Annotated in this window: 16 protein-coding genes and 1 pseudogene; 6 read left to right on the top strand and 11 right to left on the bottom strand. The window is 58.0% G+C overall.

The window, feature by feature from the left end; genetic code table 11:
- Positions 1-60 precede the first annotated feature (60 nt).
- Positions 61-1,455 (bottom strand): phosphomannomutase/phosphoglucomutase, encoded by a 1,395-nt coding sequence (locus tag F3J17_RS19850; RefSeq protein ID WP_167062415.1) that lies wholly within the window; start codon positions 1,453-1,455, stop codon positions 61-63.
- A 318-nt stretch (positions 1,456-1,773) separates the two neighbouring features.
- On the opposite strand from F3J17_RS19850, the gene F3J17_RS19845 reads away from it, so the two are divergent.
- The gene (locus tag F3J17_RS19845; protein ID WP_167062412.1) at positions 1,774-3,036 is read left to right on the top strand and encodes an oligosaccharide flippase family protein; all 1,263 of its coding nucleotides are present in this window, start codon (positions 1,774-1,776) and stop codon (positions 3,034-3,036) included.
- Complete coding sequence (locus F3J17_RS19840; RefSeq protein WP_167062843.1) at positions 3,036-3,872, top strand: glycosyltransferase; 837 nt, start codon at positions 3,036-3,038, stop codon at positions 3,870-3,872. Before F3J17_RS19845 ends, F3J17_RS19840 begins: the two co-directional genes overlap by 1 nt.
- Positions 3,873-3,923: 51 nt before the next feature.
- Here F3J17_RS19840 and F3J17_RS36615 read toward each other — a convergent pair.
- A pseudogene (locus tag F3J17_RS36615) lies at positions 3,924-4,163 on the bottom strand (PAAR domain-containing protein); the annotation flags it as partial.
- Positions 4,164-5,322: 1,159 nt separating this feature from the next.
- Here F3J17_RS36615 and F3J17_RS19835 point away from each other — a divergent pair.
- Positions 5,323-6,378, top strand: a complete 1,056-nt coding sequence (locus tag F3J17_RS19835) for an integrase domain-containing protein (protein WP_167062409.1) — start codon at positions 5,323-5,325, stop codon at positions 6,376-6,378.
- Positions 6,379-6,933: 555 nt separating this feature from the next.
- On the top strand, positions 6,934-7,734 hold the full coding sequence (locus F3J17_RS19830) for a hypothetical protein (protein ID WP_167062406.1): 801 nt from the start codon (positions 6,934-6,936) through the stop codon (positions 7,732-7,734).
- Positions 7,735-7,931: 197 nt separating this feature from the next.
- Here the strand turns inward: F3J17_RS19830 and F3J17_RS19825 are convergent, their stop codons facing one another.
- The 3 genes from F3J17_RS19825 to F3J17_RS19815 form a co-directional block, all read right to left on the bottom strand.
- Positions 7,932-8,396: a hypothetical protein gene (locus F3J17_RS19825; protein ID WP_167062404.1), complete on the bottom strand. Its 465-nt coding sequence runs from the start codon at positions 8,394-8,396 to the stop codon at positions 7,932-7,934.
- 828 nt (positions 8,397-9,224) lie between these two features.
- A complete protein-coding gene (locus F3J17_RS19820) occupies positions 9,225-10,559 on the bottom strand; it encodes a hypothetical protein (RefSeq protein WP_167062401.1) in 1,335 nt (444 codons plus the stop codon).
- Between the two features lie 259 nt (positions 10,560-10,818).
- Entirely contained in the window at positions 10,819-10,965 is a 147-nt protein-coding gene (locus tag F3J17_RS19815) for a hypothetical protein (RefSeq protein WP_167062398.1), read from the bottom strand.
- A gap of 246 nt (positions 10,966-11,211) precedes the next feature.
- On the opposite strand from F3J17_RS19815, the gene F3J17_RS19810 reads away from it, so the two are divergent.
- On the top strand, positions 11,212-12,222 hold the full coding sequence (locus tag F3J17_RS19810; RefSeq protein ID WP_167062396.1) for a PRTRC system protein D: 1,011 nt from the start codon (positions 11,212-11,214) through the stop codon (positions 12,220-12,222).
- Positions 12,223-12,985: 763 nt separating this feature from the next.
- Here F3J17_RS19810 and F3J17_RS19805 read toward each other — a convergent pair.
- On the bottom strand, positions 12,986-13,231 hold the full coding sequence (locus F3J17_RS19805; RefSeq protein WP_167062393.1) for a hypothetical protein: 246 nt from the start codon (positions 13,229-13,231) through the stop codon (positions 12,986-12,988).
- Positions 13,228-13,389 (bottom strand): hypothetical protein, encoded by a 162-nt coding sequence (locus F3J17_RS19800; RefSeq protein ID WP_167062390.1) that lies wholly within the window; start codon positions 13,387-13,389, stop codon positions 13,228-13,230. The genes F3J17_RS19805 and F3J17_RS19800 overlap by 4 nt, the downstream gene beginning before the upstream one ends.
- Before the next feature lie 694 nt (positions 13,390-14,083).
- On the opposite strand from F3J17_RS19800, the gene F3J17_RS19795 reads away from it, so the two are divergent.
- The gene (locus F3J17_RS19795) at positions 14,084-14,251 is read left to right on the top strand and encodes a hypothetical protein (RefSeq protein ID WP_167062387.1); all 168 of its coding nucleotides are present in this window, start codon (positions 14,084-14,086) and stop codon (positions 14,249-14,251) included.
- 994 nt (positions 14,252-15,245) lie between these two features.
- Here F3J17_RS19795 and F3J17_RS19790 read toward each other — a convergent pair.
- The 4 genes from F3J17_RS19790 to F3J17_RS19775 form a co-directional block, all read right to left on the bottom strand.
- Positions 15,246-15,989, bottom strand: coding sequence for an LrgB family protein (locus F3J17_RS19790; protein ID WP_345891220.1), 744 nt, complete (start codon positions 15,987-15,989; stop codon positions 15,246-15,248).
- Positions 15,986-16,354 (bottom strand): CidA/LrgA family protein, encoded by a 369-nt coding sequence (locus F3J17_RS19785; RefSeq protein WP_167062384.1) that lies wholly within the window; start codon positions 16,352-16,354, stop codon positions 15,986-15,988. Before F3J17_RS19785 ends, F3J17_RS19790 begins: the two co-directional genes overlap by 4 nt.
- 110 nt (positions 16,355-16,464) lie before the next feature.
- Positions 16,465-17,136, bottom strand: a complete 672-nt coding sequence (locus F3J17_RS19780) for a GNAT family N-acetyltransferase (protein WP_167062381.1) — start codon at positions 17,134-17,136, stop codon at positions 16,465-16,467.
- 12 nt (positions 17,137-17,148) lie between these two features.
- On the bottom strand, positions 17,149-18,489 hold the full coding sequence (locus tag F3J17_RS19775) for an aminotransferase class I/II-fold pyridoxal phosphate-dependent enzyme (protein WP_167062378.1): 1,341 nt from the start codon (positions 18,487-18,489) through the stop codon (positions 17,149-17,151).
- Between the last annotated feature and the right edge of the window lie 31 nt (positions 18,490-18,520).

Raw genomic sequence — 18,520 nt, 5'->3', positions numbered from 1 at the left:
CACGGCGCCGCTTGGACTTCGGATCGGACGCCGGGTTGATCATCCGGCGTCCGACGGTACTTAGAACGGCAGCTTCGCGTCCGGCTTCTCGGCGAGAATCACGCGCTTGAAGTCGGCCTGAATGCGCGCGAGCGCGGCTTCGTTGTCGGCTTCGAAGCGCATCACGACCACCGGCGTGGTGTTCGACGAACGCGCCAGACCGAAACCGTCCGGGTATTCCACGCGCAGACCGTCGATGGTGATGACTTCATCGGCGCCCGTGAACTTGGCGTTCTGCTGCAGCTTGCCGATCAGCGCGAAGTTTTCGCCTTCTTCGAGCTTCAGTTGCAGTTCCGGCGTGGCCGTGGAGTTCGGCAGGTCGTTGAGCAGCTTGCTCGGGTCCTGCACGCGCGCGAGGATTTCGAGCAGACGCGCGCCCGTGTAGAGACCGTCGTCGAAGCCGTACCAGCGGTCCTTGAAGAACACGTGGCCGCTCATTTCGCCCGCCAGCGGCGCGCCGGTTTCGCGCAGCTTCGCCTTCACGAGCGAGTGGCCCGTCTTCCACATCAGCGGCTCGCCGCCCTTGGCCTTGACCCACTTGGCCAGGTTACGCGTGCACTTGACGTCGTAAATGATCTGCTTGCCCGGGTTGCGCGAGAGCACTTCCTCGGCGAACAGCATCAGCTGGCGATCCGGATAGATGATCTCGCCGTCCTTGGTCACCACGCCCAGACGGTCGCCGTCGCCGTCGAACGCGAAGCCGATTTCGGCGTCGGTTTCCTTGAGCGCGCGAATCACGTCCTGGAGGTTTTCCGGGTGCGCCGGGTCCGGGTGGTGGTTCGGGAAGTTGCCGTCGATTTCCGTGAAGAGTTCGACCAGTTCGCAGCCCATCGCCTTGAACAGGCGCGGCGCGAGACCGCCCGCGACGCCGTTGCCGGTGTCGACCACGATCTTCAGCGGACGTGCCAGCTTGATGTCGCCGACGATGCGCGCGATGTATTCATCGGCGATGTCGTAATCGGCATACGTGCCTGCGCCGGTTTCGAAACGTTGATCGACGATGCGCTGATACAGCGCCTGGATCTGCTCGCCATAGATGGCCTTGCCGCGCAGGACCATCTTGAAGCCGTTGTAGTCGGGCGGGTTGTGGCTGCCCGTGACGACGATGCAGGAATCGACGCTGCGCTCGCCCGTGGGCAGGTTCAGCGGCACGCTGGCGGCGAAATAGCCCACCGGCGTCGGGACCATGCCGACGTTGACGACGTCCACGCCCGCGGCGCGCAGGCCGTCGGCGAGCGCATTGGACAGATCGGGCCCCGAAAGACGGCCGTCGCGCGCGATCACCACCGCGTCGCCGCCCTGTGCACGCACCTCGCTGCCGAATGCCTGGCCAATCGCGCGCGCCGTATCCGTGTCGAGCGTCTTGCCGATCACGCCGCGAATGTCATAGGCCTTGAAAATCGATTGAGAAATCATGATGAGGCTCACCGTGCGATGGAAATTCGAGGGGGTCTATTCGTAACATGATTTGATACCGGAACGGCACCGGCAGTTACGAAAAGAGGGATCCGTTACAAACTATAATTGCGGGTTTTCGGCGTCCGCCGAAGGTTACGCACCTATTTTAATGCCCCGCCGTTTCTTCCAGAAGACAAAATCCGCGCGCGCTCTGGCGGTCGCTTTGGCGACTATTCCTGGCTCGCCGGAATCCGCTTTGCATTTTGCATCGGCGGCCGGTTCGACCCTACTGGTGCGCACGCCGCGTGCCTGTTCTTCGTTCGACGCGGGCGGCGCATGCTGAGCCTCAAACGCTTCGCCAATCCCGACGTCACGCGCGCCTTCAGCAACATCGTCTGGCTGGGCCTTGAGCGCATCACGCAGATCGCCGTGGCCATCGTCATCAGCGGCGTGCTGGCGCGTTACTTCGGTCCGGACGTGTTCGGCAAATGGCAGTATGCCAATACGCTGCTGCTCGTGCTCGCGCCCATCACCTGGGTCTGCGGCGCGGAAATCCTGGTGCCCACCATTGTCAACAAACCGCGCGAGGAAACCGGCACGGTGCTGGGTAGCGCGTTTGCGTTGCGCATCGGCGTATCGGCGGTGGCGTTGCTGGTGACATGGGGCGGGATCGCGATGGGCGCGACCGATCCGATGGTGGGCGCGATGCTCGCCGGTCTCGCCGTGACGATGCTGTTTCGCGAGCCGTTCGTGGGCGTCATCAATGCGTGGTTGCAGAGCATGACGTATAGCAAGCCGCAATTGCTCGCGAGCATGAGTACGGCCGTGGTGAAGGCGCTGCTGGTGTTTCTGCTGGCGCGCGCAGCCTTTACGCCAGGCAGCTTCGGCTGGTTGTGGGCGATTGAATCGGCGGCAATCGGCGCGGCGCTCGTGCTGTATTACCGCAGCCGTCACGGCGGCAAGCTCGGCTGGCATGTGGATCGCACGCTTTTCAAGCATTTCGCGACGGCGGGCACGGTGTTCTGGCTCGGCCTGATCTGCATGTACCTGTTCCTCAAGCTCGACCGGCTGATGCTCGAACGCACGATTTCCTTCGCGGATCTCGGCCGCTATTCCGCCGCGCAGCAGCTCAACGAAAACTGGATCACGCTCGCGCTGATGCTTTCGCAGACTATCGCGCCGGCGTTTGTTTATCGCGTTCAGGAAGCCGCGCAACTCAAGCGCAATCTCGTGCGTCTCTTCGCGATGACGGCCGCGTTGATGGTCGCAGGCGCGCTGGTGCTCGACGCGCTCGCGGGCTTCATCATCCATCGCGTGTTCGGCCCGGACTACGCGGGCGCGATCGGCATCTTCCGCTGGGCCGTGTGGCTTTCGCTGCCTGCGGGTATCGAGGCGATCGGCAATCTCGTGGTGCTCAAGTATCAGGCGAAGTTCGTTCTGCTCGCCAAGTGGCTGCTCGCGCTCGCGGTGGCGTTCGCCGTGAATCTGGTGGCGATCCCGCGCATGGGCGCGTATGGCGCGCTGGTGGGTCTCGCGATTGGCTACCTCGCGGCGGCCTGCGTGAACTTCTATTACATCCGCTTCAAGCTGGCCTCATGATGAATTCCCCCGCTGCCCTGAACGCGGCTCGCACTGGCGCGCTTGCCGATGTCGCCGTGCTGATGCCCGCCTATAACGGTCAAGCCGATGTCGAGCGCACGCTGGCCTCATTTGCGGAAGATGCGCCCGTTTATGCGCTGATCGTCGATGACGGCAGCACGCCGCCTATCGTCGCGCCTGTCGTGCCTAACATGCAGATTGAAGTGCTGCGTATGCCGAAGAACGGCGGCATCGAGCGCGCGCTGGAAGCGGGTGTGAATGCGCTGGCAGAGCGCGGATTTCGCTACGCGGCGCGTATCGATGCGGGCGATCTTGCTGCGCCCCATCGGCTTGTGAAGCAGCGTGCGCGGATGGAAGCGGAGCCCCGCCTGGCGGCGCTGGGTACGTGGACGCAAGTGGTCACTCGCGCAGGCGAACCGCTTTTCATGCTGCGCCCCGCCGCTGATGCGCGCACGTTGCGCAAGACGCGCATGCTGCGCTCGCCGCTCGTGCATCCTTCGGTGATGCTGCGTATCGATGCGGTGCTGGATGTGGGCAACTATCGTCTGCAATATCCGGCGGCCGAGGATCTCGACCTGTTCCTGCGTTTGATGGAGCGCTATGACTGCGCGAATCTGCCGGAGCTTGGGCTCTATTACGAGCTGAACGAAGGAGGCATCAGCGCAACCAAGCGGCGCAAGCAGATCGTGTCCACGCTGCGTTTGCAGGCGCGATATCTGAACGTGCTGAACTGGCGCGACTGGGCGGGCATCAGCAAGAATCTGCTGCATCTTGTGATGCCCTATCGCGCTCTGCAGAAGGTGAAGCGGGCGATGTTTGCGGGTGCGAAAAGCTGAGGCATCAATTTGTTGGAGCCAGGCGCGGCGGGGCACGCCTGACCCGTCACTTCAACCCGTCCCACACCCTGCATCACCGCTGGCCGAAACGTGATTCGTCTCGCAAGGGCACAGGACGAGATCGCCGTCCTGAACGCAGGCCCGACCGTTTTCCCGCATGTCTGTTCCGCTGCCACGGATCGGATGCTCCCCCGGACATATGCCACAACTAGCCATTTCCTGATCAAGGGCGATACGCCGATCTCCGTCGTACACACTTGAAGCGATGGCTATCACTCGGGGACCTTTTGTCGTCGGGTAGCCGTTGCATACCTATGCTTTAGTCACTGAGGCACTCTCGCGCCAGAAGAAAACACGCATGTTTTTTGGTACCTTTTGACGTCTCACGTGAATCTAATAAGGGCTTTTTTCATGGCGGTTCCGAAATCTGACTAACGCTATTTTCAAACGCCGAACGCCGTGGTAATGTTGCTCCGCTTTCTCGCGTCTATGACGCATCGACTCGGCATGGTATCCATGCCCATGCTTGACTGGCACCCTGCAACAGTGACAACTTCGGTTGGGCTCCCTTGCATTGCCCGACGAGCCACTTACCGCCACCGGCACGGCTCCCGTAGTCCGTCTCGACAAAACGCTATTTTTCGCTGCAACTTGCAGCGCATATCTCTGAAAATACGTGCGGCGTCACCTGCGCATGCCATTCCTGCTTGTGCTCCCAACAGGCGCAATTTCCTCTACATGCACACGATGTATCTGCTCCTGTCTGCTCGGGGCTGAAATAACATGCCGAGCTTCGTGCTTCACAATCCAGCCAAAGTGCCGGGAGTGATGCGCCGTCCGTTCGAAGACATAAAATGAATCCGGCACAACCGGTTAACAGCTCGCCTCGATCATCCGCTCGCGGGTAAATGCAGGCTTGCTTTCTATTTCAAGACGCTAAAGTCCATAGTGCGTTTTGGTCTGCCACGCGTCGTTCTGGCGCACATCAACCCTTCCCCATCAAGCGCGATCTGGGTGTGCTGTTCTCACCCTGAAATCCGCCCGACATTGCGTTCGCCCTTGCGCGAACCGTCATCGCCCATGTGCTGCATGCACACCAATGCGGTTGAACATCAAATGCGACGCTACGCGACGCACGATATTCAACTCGCCTCCGGGCTCTAACTTCCACACACGCAGACCTTTCCACCGGCATCAACCGGGGACCCTCAGCTAAACCGCCCTCTGCGTCCTCTTCTCACTCACAAATTCCAGCAGACGAACGTCGCACCCTCGTTGGGTCTGCTTAGTCACCTGTTCCCCTGGAACAGGCCGCCATCACACCGATGGCAACCGGGTGCTCTCACGCGCGTGCCGCCGGCGCATGAGGATAGCTACAAGGCGGAGCAACCATACAAAGGAAAGAAGCATCGTGGGTCGAAGATCAAGGGGCGTCAACCATGCCGCGCAGATGAGCCGCGACGCAGGTGGAAGCAAAGATTCCCAGAAACACCGCCGCCTGCACTGGTGCGAGTTCTCGCGCTTCGCTGCCCGTGCCGGTCACACGCTGGAGAATGTGAACGAAGTCGAAGACTGGATGCTTGAGCATTTTGTCTGGTTCCTCGTCGCTGGCGCGATGAAGCCAGGCACCCTGGCCAATTATCGCGCTTCGCTCTCGGTGATACAGACGACGGCGGGTCAAGATGCGTCCGACTCGACGCGCAGCCGCACACTGCAACTTGAGCGACGGGATCGACACGGCAGACACCGTGCCCGCACGCAACAGGAATTCAACGACCTGCTCTGCGAGGCGCAAAAACTCGATAACGGCGTCGTGCACGTGATCCGCCTGATGCGGTGGCTAGGACTTCGCATGCGTGAAGCCCTCATGTGCGGTAAGTCACTGGAAACCTGGCGCGAACTGATTCTGCAGGGGAATCGACGCCTGCCCATCGAACGCGGCGCCAAGAATGGGCGGCCGCGTCGTACCGAAGTGCTGATGGATCACGTCGACGAAACACTTGAGGCGATCAACGCCGCAATCGATTTCTGTTGCGATCGAGACTTCGAGTTGATAAGTGGTTGCAACGCCGATTTAAAAAGCGCGAAGTCGCGCCTGAAGTCCCGCTTCGAGCAACTGCCAATGCGACGCGATCTCGCAAGCCACAGTTTGAGATTCACTTACGCCGTGGACTTCGCCAATGCAGCACTTGATAGAGGCACCCCGCCAGTTGAAGTGTTGACGCAGCTATCCGACCGCCTCGGGCACGGTCCCTCGCGAATGAAGATGATTCTCGAAGTCTACTGTTGGCAGATTCGCCACAGATTTCCCGAAAAAATCCAGTTGCCTAGTGACTTTGTTCCGCGCACGCGTGCCAAGGAAGCGGCAACGCCAGAACCAGGCGACTCCGGCGAGAAAAATCGAGTGATCAACGACGTTCATAAACAATGGACATCATCGCGAACTCGCCGGATCAAATCAACTCGCGGAGGAAAAAGCTACCCAAAATTGCTAACCAATAAGTAGTCCAACGCTTCCTCTGGCGAAATATAGTTATTCACGAAGGAGAAAAGAGCCGTGCCACATTCGTTACTCACAGAGCAAGCTCACATCACGCTTAACCGATACAGCGGTGTCGGAGCAATCAGTACCTTACTACCACTATGGGCCAAGTTTGAGAAATTCCTCGAGTCACTTGGACCGTTGCCAGCATCGATCCTCGACATCCCGGAGCAAGCGCTGCGCGCATATGCAACACATCTCGACTACCAGGACTGCCATATCGATGATGCGCTGGTCGCGCTTAGCGCCGTGCTTCTCGTCTGCCTCCGCGCAGGCTACTCCGCCAAGGTTTTACGTACCGTGGTGATAGCGCGAATTCGTCGCCCTATTGAAAACCGGCAGTGGGATGCATTCCGCCTACGCACTTACCAACCTCTCGAATCGTCACAGCGCGCTCGAAGTCGCAGACGCCGAGCCAGACGCGAAGCGCTCGTCAACGATAGCGACCACGTAAATGGCCTCGCGCAATAACGCGCGTCGTCACACAAGCACTCACCTATATCTACTGAAGGAAAATCAATGACCCATCTGATTGCGGCACATTTCCAAAGCTCGAACAGCACAGCGCAAGCATCGGCAGCGCAACTCCTTCACGCGCAAATGGGAGGGATTTTGCTTAAACCCGGCCCGTTCGATGCGTATGGCAATCGAGTTGCCAACGCACCCAGCGAGAATGAAGACGCGTTGGAAAATCACTACTGCACCATGATGACTTCTCGGCGTGGAGGAATTATTGACGTCTCGCCTGAAGAACGACAGTCCATGATTGCGTTCATCCAGACGCGGCGCGCGATCCTCACTGAAATGAAAACGATCATCGTCTCGGTCTCCCCGGACGACGACTCACAAAACGCTGCTGTAGAAACACTCACCGCGATTTGCGAGGCTGGCGTGTCACCATCGAATATCCGAATTCTCGCCACCGACACGCCGCCAACTGCGGGGAGCGACGACATCTACTCGAGGGTTACGGACTATGCCCGCGAAGCTGGCATCACGCTGTCCGTCGAAGCAAGCCTTCCTATCTCGACGTCCTTCGCCAAAGCTCAGCAGTTCAAGATGCCGATTGCTGCCGTCTTGAACAAAGCGGTCGATTTCGAGACGGAATTGACGGTAGCGCGTCTGAACGGTGCCCCCGAAAAGGCCATGCATGCGTTGGCTCATAAGGTCATCGCACAACGCGAACTGTTGGACGCCGCGGCCACGTTCAGGCGCGTAGCGGAGTTGCTGGGACTGCCATGCATCTCCCAGGACGAATGGCGCGCGGAGTTTCCGCTAACCGCGAACCGTAAGCGTACAAAAGTTGGGACCATGGAATAACGGCACCAATTCCAATTGGCGTGTGACAGCGCCACGACTTTTCAGATCAACGGCCCACGCCAATTTGTGGACCGTTGAACCGAACTTTTTCAGCTCTCAGCCAAAGGCTGATCGGCCTGATTCTCGCAATCGCGCCAATCTGATCAGAAGCGCTTGCGCGCAACTCCGTAGAAAATCACCTCAGCATCCTGAACTGATCACATCTCGTCCGCTGGCTCGACGGATCGCAGCGCAATCCTAACGTCCTCCGCCATGATCGTGCTCGAACCATCAAGCAGGTAGCGCATTGCGGCCCTGTCAAGTATGCGTCTCAATATCGCGTCCGTATCCGAAAAGAAGCGATCGCGCACCGCTTGAGCTACGACCTCAACGGTGTGGCGCGAGATGCGTAACGGGTCGGTCGACATAATCAAAAGCCTCGTACGGACATAGGAAGCAATCCAGTTTCTACTATCGTCGAGAAGCACCAACGCACAATGTCGGCAATAGACGCTGCCCGGTGCGCCGTTAGTCCCGTTTTCTTCCGCCGATCCGCCGCTTTGCACCTCTCGGTCCAAAGGCTCTTCGTACACAGAGTGCACAAGCATTTCCCAACACCATTCGCAATTTCCGCACGCGCAATGCTGACGGGTATGACCTACTGGCATCTCATCAAACGTCATAGCAACTCTCCTGACTAACGAAGTTAGCGATCGCCTCGTTCCCGTAGACGCTCGCTAACCCAGTATTCCGCCCCTATCGTAAAGTCAAGTTGACGCCACTCCCGCGCCAGCGATTTGCAGGCGCCTGCAGCGTTTTAGAGAATTTTGGTATTAACTCGCTGATTCAAGAGCGAAACAACGACACACGAACGTTTGAAATTTGTGCAACTCAATGCCCGGAGGACTGCCCCGAACAACTAGAGATCAAAAGATGTACAAAAAGCTGCACCATTCCGCAGAAAAGCCTGCAGGCGCCTGCAAAGTTCGGCGGAAACGACTGCTGATAGAACCGGTAGACTTGTTTAAGCCCTTTTCACGGCGATGAAGGGAGACTCACCCCAAGCTGCCTACAAGGACCTCGCACGGCTGATTCACCGGGGGCCTCCCTGCCAGATCTATACGAACGTGGAAGGATGTACAAGAGCTAGGATGAAGAAGGCGTGCAAGGTCGGCCGACAAGTCGTCGGTTACAAGCTCGACTGGCTGCGCAAATACTAAGAACGCAAAGCTTGAACCGAAACAGGCATGCCTGAGCCCCAGATGAGCCGATAGCGTGCAATACGATTCCGCTCGTCAGCCTTCAAAAAGAAATCACCTTTGGACGAGACTTCCCCGCCCGCAGAAAGCGGATCCTCCCGACAGGGCGGTGGAACGACAGGGCATGCGCACGCGGCCCCTATCTAATCGTGACAGCAAACTGGACTTTCCATCTCGAAACGCGCCTAAAGCCGCTACGTCACGCAAGCACGGCTGACGGACCAGCGCATTGCATTCGCGGTGCGCCCGGAGTTATTGTTCGTCGTGTTTGTGGCTAACTGACTCAGGTTCGAGATTTGCGTGGGAGGTGACACCTCCGAAACTTGGCGCATCGTCCGGACATGTCGTGGAAATTGACGTTCCTCGCGGCACGATCTCCATGTAGAACTTGCCGACGACGTCTACGAGCACGTCATAGACGGGTTTGTATCGCTCAGGATTACCTTCTGCGGTACTTAGCAGCTTCACACGATGGTATCGCTGTGCAAAAGCGCAAAAATCAGCCACCAGCGCGTTCATCTGGTCGCCAACGCCGATGCAAGTATCGAGAAATGCTTTGGTCTCCCCCTGCTTCACAGCGCTCGCGGTCACCTCTGCCTTCTGCGTCTGGATCTTCTCGTCAAGCTCGTTCACGTCCGCGCAGTTGCTAACGTTTTCATTGAAGCGCGTTCGGTTCAGACTCGTCGCACTGTGTTTCCACCTCTGTGCTTGCTTACGCATTTCCGATAATTCGCCGAGGGCAACGTCGCGCTCACGCTCAGTCTCGCTGAGTTGCTGGTAAAGGGCGTTCCGTGCGCCGCTGATGAGTGACAGTTCGTTACTTAAGCGGTGAATCGCCTCGCGTTCCTCGGACTGCTGGAGCCGCATCCGGCGCACTTCACTGCCAAGTCGCTTTTCCGCTTCTTGGCTGACGTCGTAACGCGAGGTCAACGTTGCCGTCTCGTTGCTAACTGTTTCGACCTGCTCTCGGGTGGCGCTGAGTTCATCCCGAACCTGCCGGTATGCAGCAATAAGAGCTCTCACATCGCGTGTGGACAGTTTCTCATTAGCTTTGCGTTTCTCGATGACCGCATTAACGATTTCGTCATCGATGTCCTTCGGGAGAAGCTCCTGCATGTCCGTCTGCCGCAGGAATTCGACTGCCTCCGCATTGCCGTGAAACTTGGCATAGGCTTTCAAATGCATCCGAACCTTCGAGTTTGAAATCCTGTGAAGTTTTTCGATATACGCATACACGGCCGCTGTCGCCTGACGAGACGTTTTCTTGTTGTTCCCAAATTTTTCAGTATAGACGGCATGCACGCGGCGCATGATTTCCCCGAACTTAAAGCCGAGACTCATATGCTCATGCATGATGCGACGTGCCGATTCATTGATCTCGCTACTGCAGCGTACGATGTCATGAATCAACTCTTCCGACGCAACATTGCGGAAGACCTCGCGTGCCGTAATCGCGATATCAGTATCAGATGGAAAATGATGATAAAACAGGTCGTCCATATCATCCCGTTCGCGAACGACAACACCTTCCTCTGGCACAGTCGGATCGAAATCCGGCTCGCACTGCAAGTTATTCTGGGATTTCATACTGGACTATCTATGTAAATTTTCCAAATCATAGGAGCGATTCATCGGCAATAGCGCGACGATCCAACTTCCCACAATAACTGCCCGATGACATTTGGTCGTTCAGTTACCAGTGCTCAAAAATAAGAAACCAAGCTCGAATAAACATCACTTGCAACACCTTTAGTTAAACTTAGTACGATCAGGTTGCAGATAGAGGCTATTTCATTGTCACAGATTACCGTCTCAGTCAAAATGGTCTGTCACGCCGCCCCCGATGTCAAGCACTCGAGCCGATGCTTTTAATTGATATCGTTTCATAATCCAGAAAGCCACATAAAAATTGGTAGCTTTCCGGTTTTTCGCGCGCAGGAGCCTGCAAAATCCTGCCAATGGCGAAAAGCTGACCTGCATCCGTAATGTCCATACGATGGCTAATCGACTAAATAAAATTCGAAAGCACTATTGTTTTCGCGAGCTTACGCTACTCTGATGGCTTATTGCGTGCGATAGACTACACACAGTAAGCCCGAACAGTCTTTCTCAGCGCGATATTCATTACTAGTTGGATTTTCCGGAATAGATTTTCTCTTCATCAATATTTCTACGAAAAAATTCATTCCCATATTCGGATTTATCAAACCTTTCATCAATACTCCAAAGGATTCACAACATGAAAGCTCCCGTTTTCGCGATCGACGTCGGCTATGGCAATACGAAATATGCTTATCGCACTGTGAATGGGACGGGAGCAACAAGCATGTTTCCGTCACTCGCGCCGATAACCGCGTTCCGCGCGCTTTCTGGTGACAGCGAGGACATGCCCGTAGCCCGCAAAGTGGTGACTATCACGATCGACGGTGTCGGATACGAAGTTGGCCCCGACGTGCCGACCAGTGCCGCTTATGGCAGGACAGGCCGCTTACTGGTGGACTTCTACCCAATGACAGACAACTACGCAGCGTTGCTGTTCGGCGCGATTCATTTTTCCGGTGTCACGCAAATCGATCGCCTTGTGCTCGGTCTAGCCGGTCACAATCCACTCAAACATGCCGCCGCACTAAGGGAACGATTCGTTGGGAAGCACAACTTCGGCCATGGCTGCGTCGAGATCGGAAAGGTCGTAGTCATTCCCCAGCCCCTCGGCTCTCTCGAACTTGTGATGGGCTACAGCGGTGGCAGCGTTCAGCACGACGATGCTCACCTGGTCGTCGACATAGGCTACTTCACAACGGATTGGCTCTACGCCGACGGCCTCAAACTTAACGACCGCCTTAGTGGTGGCATGGTCGGCGGCACATGGCAAATTTACCAGCGCATTGCCGACCTTATTGCGCGCGACGAAGGTGAAAACGTGTACGACATTGAGGGTATCGACAAGGCACTCCGCGACAACACCCGGTTCGTCTGTTATGACAAGACCATCGATCTCGCGCCGTACGTCAAGCTTGTCGCTCCACTCATCTCGAACGATGTCATGCACATACGGAGTCGTGTTGGGCGCCTGCCCGCCGTACGCTCAATCATTCTTACAGGCGGCGGCGCTGCGCTCTACGCGACAGCGATCCGTCACGCGTTTCCACGCGTTGAGGTTGAAGTAGTCAATACACCTTGCCTGGCAAACGTTCGCGGCTTTTTGATCGTCGGCGAAGCTGGAATCGCGCGTGAGAATCGTGCAGCTTAGACGACAAACTCCGGACAGAGCTGGCCATCAATTTTCTCGCCCGCCATTTGTATATTAACAATTCGGCCGGCGCGCTCGCCATAAGGACACATTCTTCAGAACCTCACGGAGTGCAGAGAGTTCCAACCGCCCGTATTCCGTATCAACAAACGCAGCGCCGCTGAAGCGTAGCGAGAAATGCGCAAGGCCGCACCATAAGAGATGCGGCCTTGATTCAAACCAGCTGCAGAAGCTTTCGCGGCTCTCGTTCGTTTAGAGCAAACGAATCGCCGTTTACGGTTCACCACACTACCATCGTCTTATGGGAATCGTATAGTCGCAGACCTAATTTACTACCAATGCGACGACTTCACGCCCTTAATCACTCTCGGTCGCACGAACAACCTCCACGCGCACGCTCGCGATCAGCCTTGCGGCCATTACGATCCATGACCATGCCGAGTGCGCTGAATGCAATGGCGATACCTAACGCAAAGAAGCTCCAGCCCATCATTTACCTCCGTCTATCGACGATATTGAGTTAAGGGAATCATGCTCGTTTGCAGCCCGATTCAGCGTGCATGGCCAAACATGATGTAAACGCGCGCGCCAACCGAGCTCGTCTGCCGCGAACGGCTATCCGCCTGGCACGAGCTAACGTGTGCCAAGCCAGTAGCCGAGACAGCCGAGCGCGAAAAGTACTATCAGACCAAACATGTCCATTCCTTAAGTATGAGATTAGTAAATGCGATCTGACACGTCATCATCTAAACCAGGCAGGCGCCTAGGAAAGGCGCAGCCACCACACCAAGATAAAAAATGCACCCCGCAGGACGTAACCACCACCGATTGCAAAGAAGCAGCCGAAGCTAGAGACGATGCCCAATAACTCCGCAGTACGATGCATGCCTTCGCTGTAGGTCCATGCTGAAAACAGCCATAGCAGATAAAGCGCGAGGGCAATTGCGGCTCGCTGCACGACGTGAGGCCATCTCCTGAAGTCATCCCATATCGTCCCGAGACGGTTCATCGTTTTCCCTCCGATACTCGTTGCGAGAGCTCAAACGTGATCTCGCCGAATTTCCATCCGGCGATCGCCACAGTGACAAGCGCGGCTAGATAAATCCACGTAAGCGGTTCGTTGAAGCGATCACCGTGCAGAAGCGCGCACAGAAGGCTGTATTCCATATCTGTTTCTCCTATTGAGGTTCATGCACCTATGGATAGCGCGATGGCGCAAAGTCACAGGTGCATGAATTCAGGATCGCACGCCTGTAGCGAAGTCAAGTCGCAGCTGCGGTCACTGCGCGTTTATTGTCACGAGCCTTGCAGCACCAGCCGCTAACAAGGTTCGTCAAAGTCAAGGCTGCATCTTGCGGGGTCGAGCTTGTCCACGGGACACGACTATTGAACGCCTCATGTAGGCGAGATTCACAAACGCGTCGAAACATCCTCCACCAAGAGATACGTGCTTATCGCCCTTAGCCTTCGATGCTCAGCCGGAATCTTGATGTGATGGTCACCTGCCTACATGCAGGATCTAGCATGGAACTTTAATCAGTTATCCATAACGTAATGTACAAAATACATATCTCCTGGCGTTAGCTACCGCACCGAAATCCGGATCGACCCGGCGCCGATTTTGACCACCTCGTGCCCCCCCACAGTCTGGCACCACAACGTTTTCGCCTGCGCTTAATTGACTTTTCGTGACGAAATGCGCGGGTTGCGCTCGCGGCAAAAGCGTTTTGGCCGGTGGTACGCGCGGATGAAGACATCACACTGGCGCGACGATCACATTCGCACACACTGGCACGCCCGTTCTCGTACATCCTTCCGGCCGACAACACCGGACTTGCCCTGAATGACCGGACACGCGCCCATGCTTAGGTTGAAGAATTCGTTTGCTGGCGAAGCTCGCGTGGCGAGCGGCATTTCGGGGCGCTGTGTGGATGTGTCTCGTTATCGACGCAAGATGGTCGCTCTGGATGACGTGTCGCTCATCGCTGAGCTTCGAGAAATCGTTGCCGACCTGCCGATGTATGGCTAGCGGCGTGCGCGGGCGCTTGCTGCGCCATGCATGATTGCTTGCAGGCGCCTGCACGTGTTACTGCGAAATGGTGCAGTTTTTCGCGAGCGCTTCTTCTGGGGCGAACACTTCCTCATTCGGTTCAACCAATCAAACAACAGGAAGCATCCCAAAAATTTCACATGCTAGAGACAACCAACACACACGTACCCACACCCCAGATTTCTTTGAAATCAATGACATGAATCGACGCTGGTCAGTATGACTGCCTCACGGTGCAGTTGCGCGTGCGACGCGGAGGCAGAAAGCTTATGTTGGATAATTTCTGCCAATCCCCTGTGGTCAGGACGACGTACGGCGATAATGGGGATCCAATTTTTTACCGCGGGTTAAGGTATCGCCGGTGCAGCAACATCGGCCATGTTCTTGAAGAGCACGAACAACAATGATTGGAAGCACACCGTGTTGGCAAACGCTTACTCTCGGATCATGCTGATCGGCATCTATCTCACTCTGACGATTGCTGCTGCGCCGCCACCATCTTCAAAAGCCCATCGTCTGCGACGGAAGCTACCGAGCGAAGCACGCAATGCCTATCGAATGGTGCAGCCACTATTATATGAAGTGGTCGCACGCAATCACCCACGTTACTAGAAACTAATCTGAAAGCCCGCGACGCTTGCGATCCGCTTTGCGACCGTTATGGTTCATGATCATCCCAAACCCACCAAAAAACACCGTTATAGCCAGTATAAAAAGGGCCAGCGCCATTGCTATTCTCCGTTCACGACAACAGTAATTTGGCAGCGTTGATTTCCAGATAGCCCCAAAATGGACGCGCGATTCTCTTCGACACACTTCAAGCCTACTACAAGATCGCGTCGGAGAGCGGGCGGCATCGCGCACCGCAGGCTCAAAAGCGAGCACCCAGAATTGGCAAAGCTGAATGGAGAATGGCCTTATTAACGGGCCTAGCTCGCGCAAGCGAAAATGCGCCGTACGCCCCAGTAGTACCCTACATCCATCGCAACACGACGGGCAGCAGCACCGGCACCACAAACGCCGTGAACACACCATTCAGCCCCATGCCGAGCCCCGCGAACGCGCCCATTTCCTCGCTGACCTGAAACGCGCGCGCCGTGCCGATGCCGTGCGACGCAACGCCAATTGCGAAGCCACGCACCTCGGTTTCGCGCACGCCCACGGCGTTAAGAATCCAGCGCGCCGTTACTGCGCCGAAGACGCCCGTCGAGATCACCAGCACCGCCGTGAGCGAAGGAATGCCGCCGACCTTTTCGGCAACGGCCATGGCGATGGGCGTGGTCACCGATTTCGGCGCAAGCGACGCCAAGGTCTGCGGCGTCGCGCCCAATAATTTCGCAACCCCAACCGCTGACACAATCGCGGTCAGGGAGCCCGCTACCAGACCGCCCAGCAAGGGCAACGCAGTCCGCCGCAACTTGTCCCATTGCCGATAAAGCGGGAGCGCAAGCGCCACCGTCGCCGGCCCGAGCAGAAAGTGCACGAACTGCGCGCCTTCGAAATAGACGCGATACGGCGTATCGGTGAGCTTGAGCGCAACCACGACAATCGCCACAGCAATCAGAACTGGATTCGCAAGCGGATTGTGCTTCGCGCGCGCGTAGACATTCAGCGCGATCAGATACGCCACAAGCGTGAGCGTCAGCCCCAGCAGCGGCGATGCGGCGAGATAGACCCAGATGGCGTCGAGCTTGTCGAGCGGCAGATGCGAATTCACGATGCACCCTCCTCGACATGACGATTTCGTTGCCGACGCAACAATGCGCGTGTGACGAGCGCGGTCACGGCAATGCCCAGCGTCGTGCTCAGGATGAGGCTCGCGATCACCGCGAACGCTTCGCCGCGCACGGCTTGCGCGGAGACCATGATGCCCACGCCCGCCGGAATAAAGAGCAGCGAGAGATGGCGCAGCAGTTCGAGCGCGGTGGGCTCGATAGCCGAGGCGGCAGCGGGCCGCATCATCGCAAAGGCAAACAGCAACAGCATGCCGATGACGGGACCGGGAACGGGCAGCGAGAAAACGTAGGAAACGCTCTCGCCGAGACACTGGAAAATCAGCAGGGCTGCAAGGGATCGGAGCATGGTCGGGGCGTTGCTGGACTGGGGGCGCAGGCAGCATGAAAGCTTGCGATGCGCCGCCAAGTTTACAGGAACGTCGCACGCGCGGCAGCGTGCCGCCCCTCTAGTCCGCCCTACTTGCGCGGCTCGAAACGCATCCGGATCGACTCAAGCTCCGCAGGCAAACGCTTCGAGCGCGGCTTGCGGCGCGGCAAATCGACAAACCCCAGCCGCCGATACAGCGCCGCAGCGCGCGTGTTGCTCACCAGCACGTCGAGCACGACCTCGCGCGCGGGCGTATCGAGACCACGCGAGGCGTCACCCAGCGCGTGCGTGAACAGCGCGCTGAACGCACCGGTGCCACGCGATTCTTCGCGTGTCGCGCAGTGCGCGATCAGAGTCTGGGCCCGCTTCGGCTTGGGCAGTTCGGTTTCGAGCACGAGGCCGCGCAGCAGCATCGGCACGGTGCGCAGCAGGCCGAAGCGACGCAGCAGCGTGAACACCACATGCGGATCGTCGGCGAGAATGCGGCGGCCATCGTGCGCGGCCAGCACCGCGACGATCTCGCCGTTTTGATCGACGGCCACTTCGTGACGACGCCACGAAAAGCGCCCGCCGTCCAGCCCGAACGCAAACGCAAGAAACGTGATGCAACGCTCCGGCGACACGCCCAGAAAGAACTCAAACTCATGCGAGCCCGATGCGAACACGAGCGGCGCACACACCAGCGCATCGCTCGCACGAGCGGGACGGAACGTGAGCGTCTGCGTCTGGGCCTGGGCGGCGAGAGTCGATACCGTTGTCATCGCAACGTTCCTTTATGCCTTGGCCAGACGCGCCAGCGCCGTGACCGTGCGCGTGATCTGCTCGGGCTGATGCGTCGAGCAGATAAAAAAGCGCAGCCGCGCGGCGCGCTCTTCCACCGCGGGATAGAAGATCGGCTGCACGTTGATGCCTTCGTCGAAGAGCGCGTTGGCCCATTGCGCGGCCTTCAGCGAACTGCGCGTGATGACCGGCACGACGGCGTAGCCTGCGCTCGTTCCCGTATCGAGTCCGGCGGCGCGCGCTTCAGCCAGAAACTGATGACCCCGCGCCTTGAGCGACGCAACCCGCTGCGGCTCGGCGCGCAGGCGGTCGAGCGCGGCAAGCGACGCCGCCGCAAGCGTCGGCGCAAGGCCCACGCTATACAGAAAGCCCGGCGCGAGATGACGCAGCATATCGACCAGCGGCTGGCAGCCCGCGATAAAGCCGCCGCAACCCGCCAGCGTCTTGCTCATCGTGCCCATCCACAGATCGACGTCCTGCGGCGCGACGCCCGCATGTTCGCGGATGCCGCGCCCGGTTTCGCCAAGCACGCCCAACGAATGCGCCTCGTCGACCATCAGGAACACGCCGTGACGGCGACGGATTTCGACGAAGCGCTGAAGCTCCGGAAAGTCGCCGTCCATGCTGTAGAGACCTTCGATCACCACCAGCACGTTGCGATATTCGTGGCGCACGCGTGCGAGCAGGCTGTCGAGTTCCTGCCAGTCGTTGTGCGCGAAAGCGAGGCGTTTCGCGCCGCTCAGTTGCGCGCCCTGCACGATGCTGTTGTGCGCGAGCGCGTCGTGCACGATCAGATCGCCATGACCGAACAACGCGCCGATCACCGTGACATTGGTCGCGTGACCGCTCACGAAGGCGACGCAATCGTCGACTTCGTAGAAGTCGGCCAGCGCGCGTTCGAGATCGCGCTGCACGGGACGCTCGCCCGCCACCATGCGGCTCGCAGAAACCGACGTGCCATAGCGCGTGATCGCGCCTTGCGCCGCCGCCATCACCTCAGGATCGGACGCTAGGCCCAGGTAGTTATAGTTCGCGTAGTTGATGTACTCGCGCTCGCCAATGGTCGTGGTCGCGCCCGCCATGCCTTCGTGCACGCGGAAAAACGGCGACTGCACCTTGAGCGTCTCGCCCATCTCTTTCATCAGCTTGACCTGCTGATAAAGCGGCATGGCTTCGAAACGCGCGCGCGCGTCGAACGATGCGCCTTCTACGCTGGTCGCTTTCTGATGCGCGACAACGCCCGACGGCTGCGCCACTTCGTTCGAGACGCGCTCCAGTTGGCGCTTGAGCGCCGCGGCAGCGAGTTGCTGCCGGATCTTTTCACCTACGCCCATCTGCGCGCGATTCCTTGTTTGATTTGCGTGC

It is taken from the genome of Burkholderia sp. Ax-1719, from assembly GCF_011753055.1.
Taxonomy (GTDB): domain Bacteria; phylum Pseudomonadota; class Gammaproteobacteria; order Burkholderiales; family Burkholderiaceae; genus Paraburkholderia.
This window is presented reverse-complemented; position numbering and strand designations above follow the sequence as displayed.

Coding starts and splice junctions, on each gene's coding strand:
- F3J17_RS19850 (WP_167062415.1), bottom strand. CDS start 1,455: ATGATTTCTCAATCGATTTTCAAGGCCTATGACATTCGCGGCGTGATC.
- F3J17_RS19845 (WP_167062412.1), top strand. CDS start 1,774: ATGCTGAGCCTCAAACGCTTCGCCAATCCCGACGTCACGCGCGCCTTC.
- F3J17_RS19840 (WP_167062843.1), top strand. CDS start 3,036: ATGAATTCCCCCGCTGCCCTGAACGCGGCTCGCACTGGCGCGCTTGCC.
- F3J17_RS19835 (WP_167062409.1), top strand. CDS start 5,323: ATGAGCCGCGACGCAGGTGGAAGCAAAGATTCCCAGAAACACCGCCGC.
- F3J17_RS19830 (WP_167062406.1), top strand. CDS start 6,934: ATGACCCATCTGATTGCGGCACATTTCCAAAGCTCGAACAGCACAGCG.
- F3J17_RS19825 (WP_167062404.1), bottom strand. CDS start 8,396: ATGACGTTTGATGAGATGCCAGTAGGTCATACCCGTCAGCATTGCGCG.
- F3J17_RS19820 (WP_167062401.1), bottom strand. CDS start 10,559: ATGAAATCCCAGAATAACTTGCAGTGCGAGCCGGATTTCGATCCGACT.
- F3J17_RS19815 (WP_167062398.1), bottom strand. CDS start 10,965: ATGGACATTACGGATGCAGGTCAGCTTTTCGCCATTGGCAGGATTTTG.
- F3J17_RS19810 (WP_167062396.1), top strand. CDS start 11,212: ATGAAAGCTCCCGTTTTCGCGATCGACGTCGGCTATGGCAATACGAAA.
- F3J17_RS19805 (WP_167062393.1), bottom strand. CDS start 13,231: ATGAACCGTCTCGGGACGATATGGGATGACTTCAGGAGATGGCCTCAC.
- F3J17_RS19800 (WP_167062390.1), bottom strand. CDS start 13,389: ATGGAATACAGCCTTCTGTGCGCGCTTCTGCACGGTGATCGCTTCAAC.
- F3J17_RS19795 (WP_167062387.1), top strand. CDS start 14,084: ATGCTTAGGTTGAAGAATTCGTTTGCTGGCGAAGCTCGCGTGGCGAGC.
- F3J17_RS19785 (WP_167062384.1), bottom strand. CDS start 16,354: ATGCTCCGATCCCTTGCAGCCCTGCTGATTTTCCAGTGTCTCGGCGAG.
- F3J17_RS19780 (WP_167062381.1), bottom strand. CDS start 17,136: ATGACAACGGTATCGACTCTCGCCGCCCAGGCCCAGACGCAGACGCTC.
- F3J17_RS19775 (WP_167062378.1), bottom strand. CDS start 18,489: ATGGGCGTAGGTGAAAAGATCCGGCAGCAACTCGCTGCCGCGGCGCTC.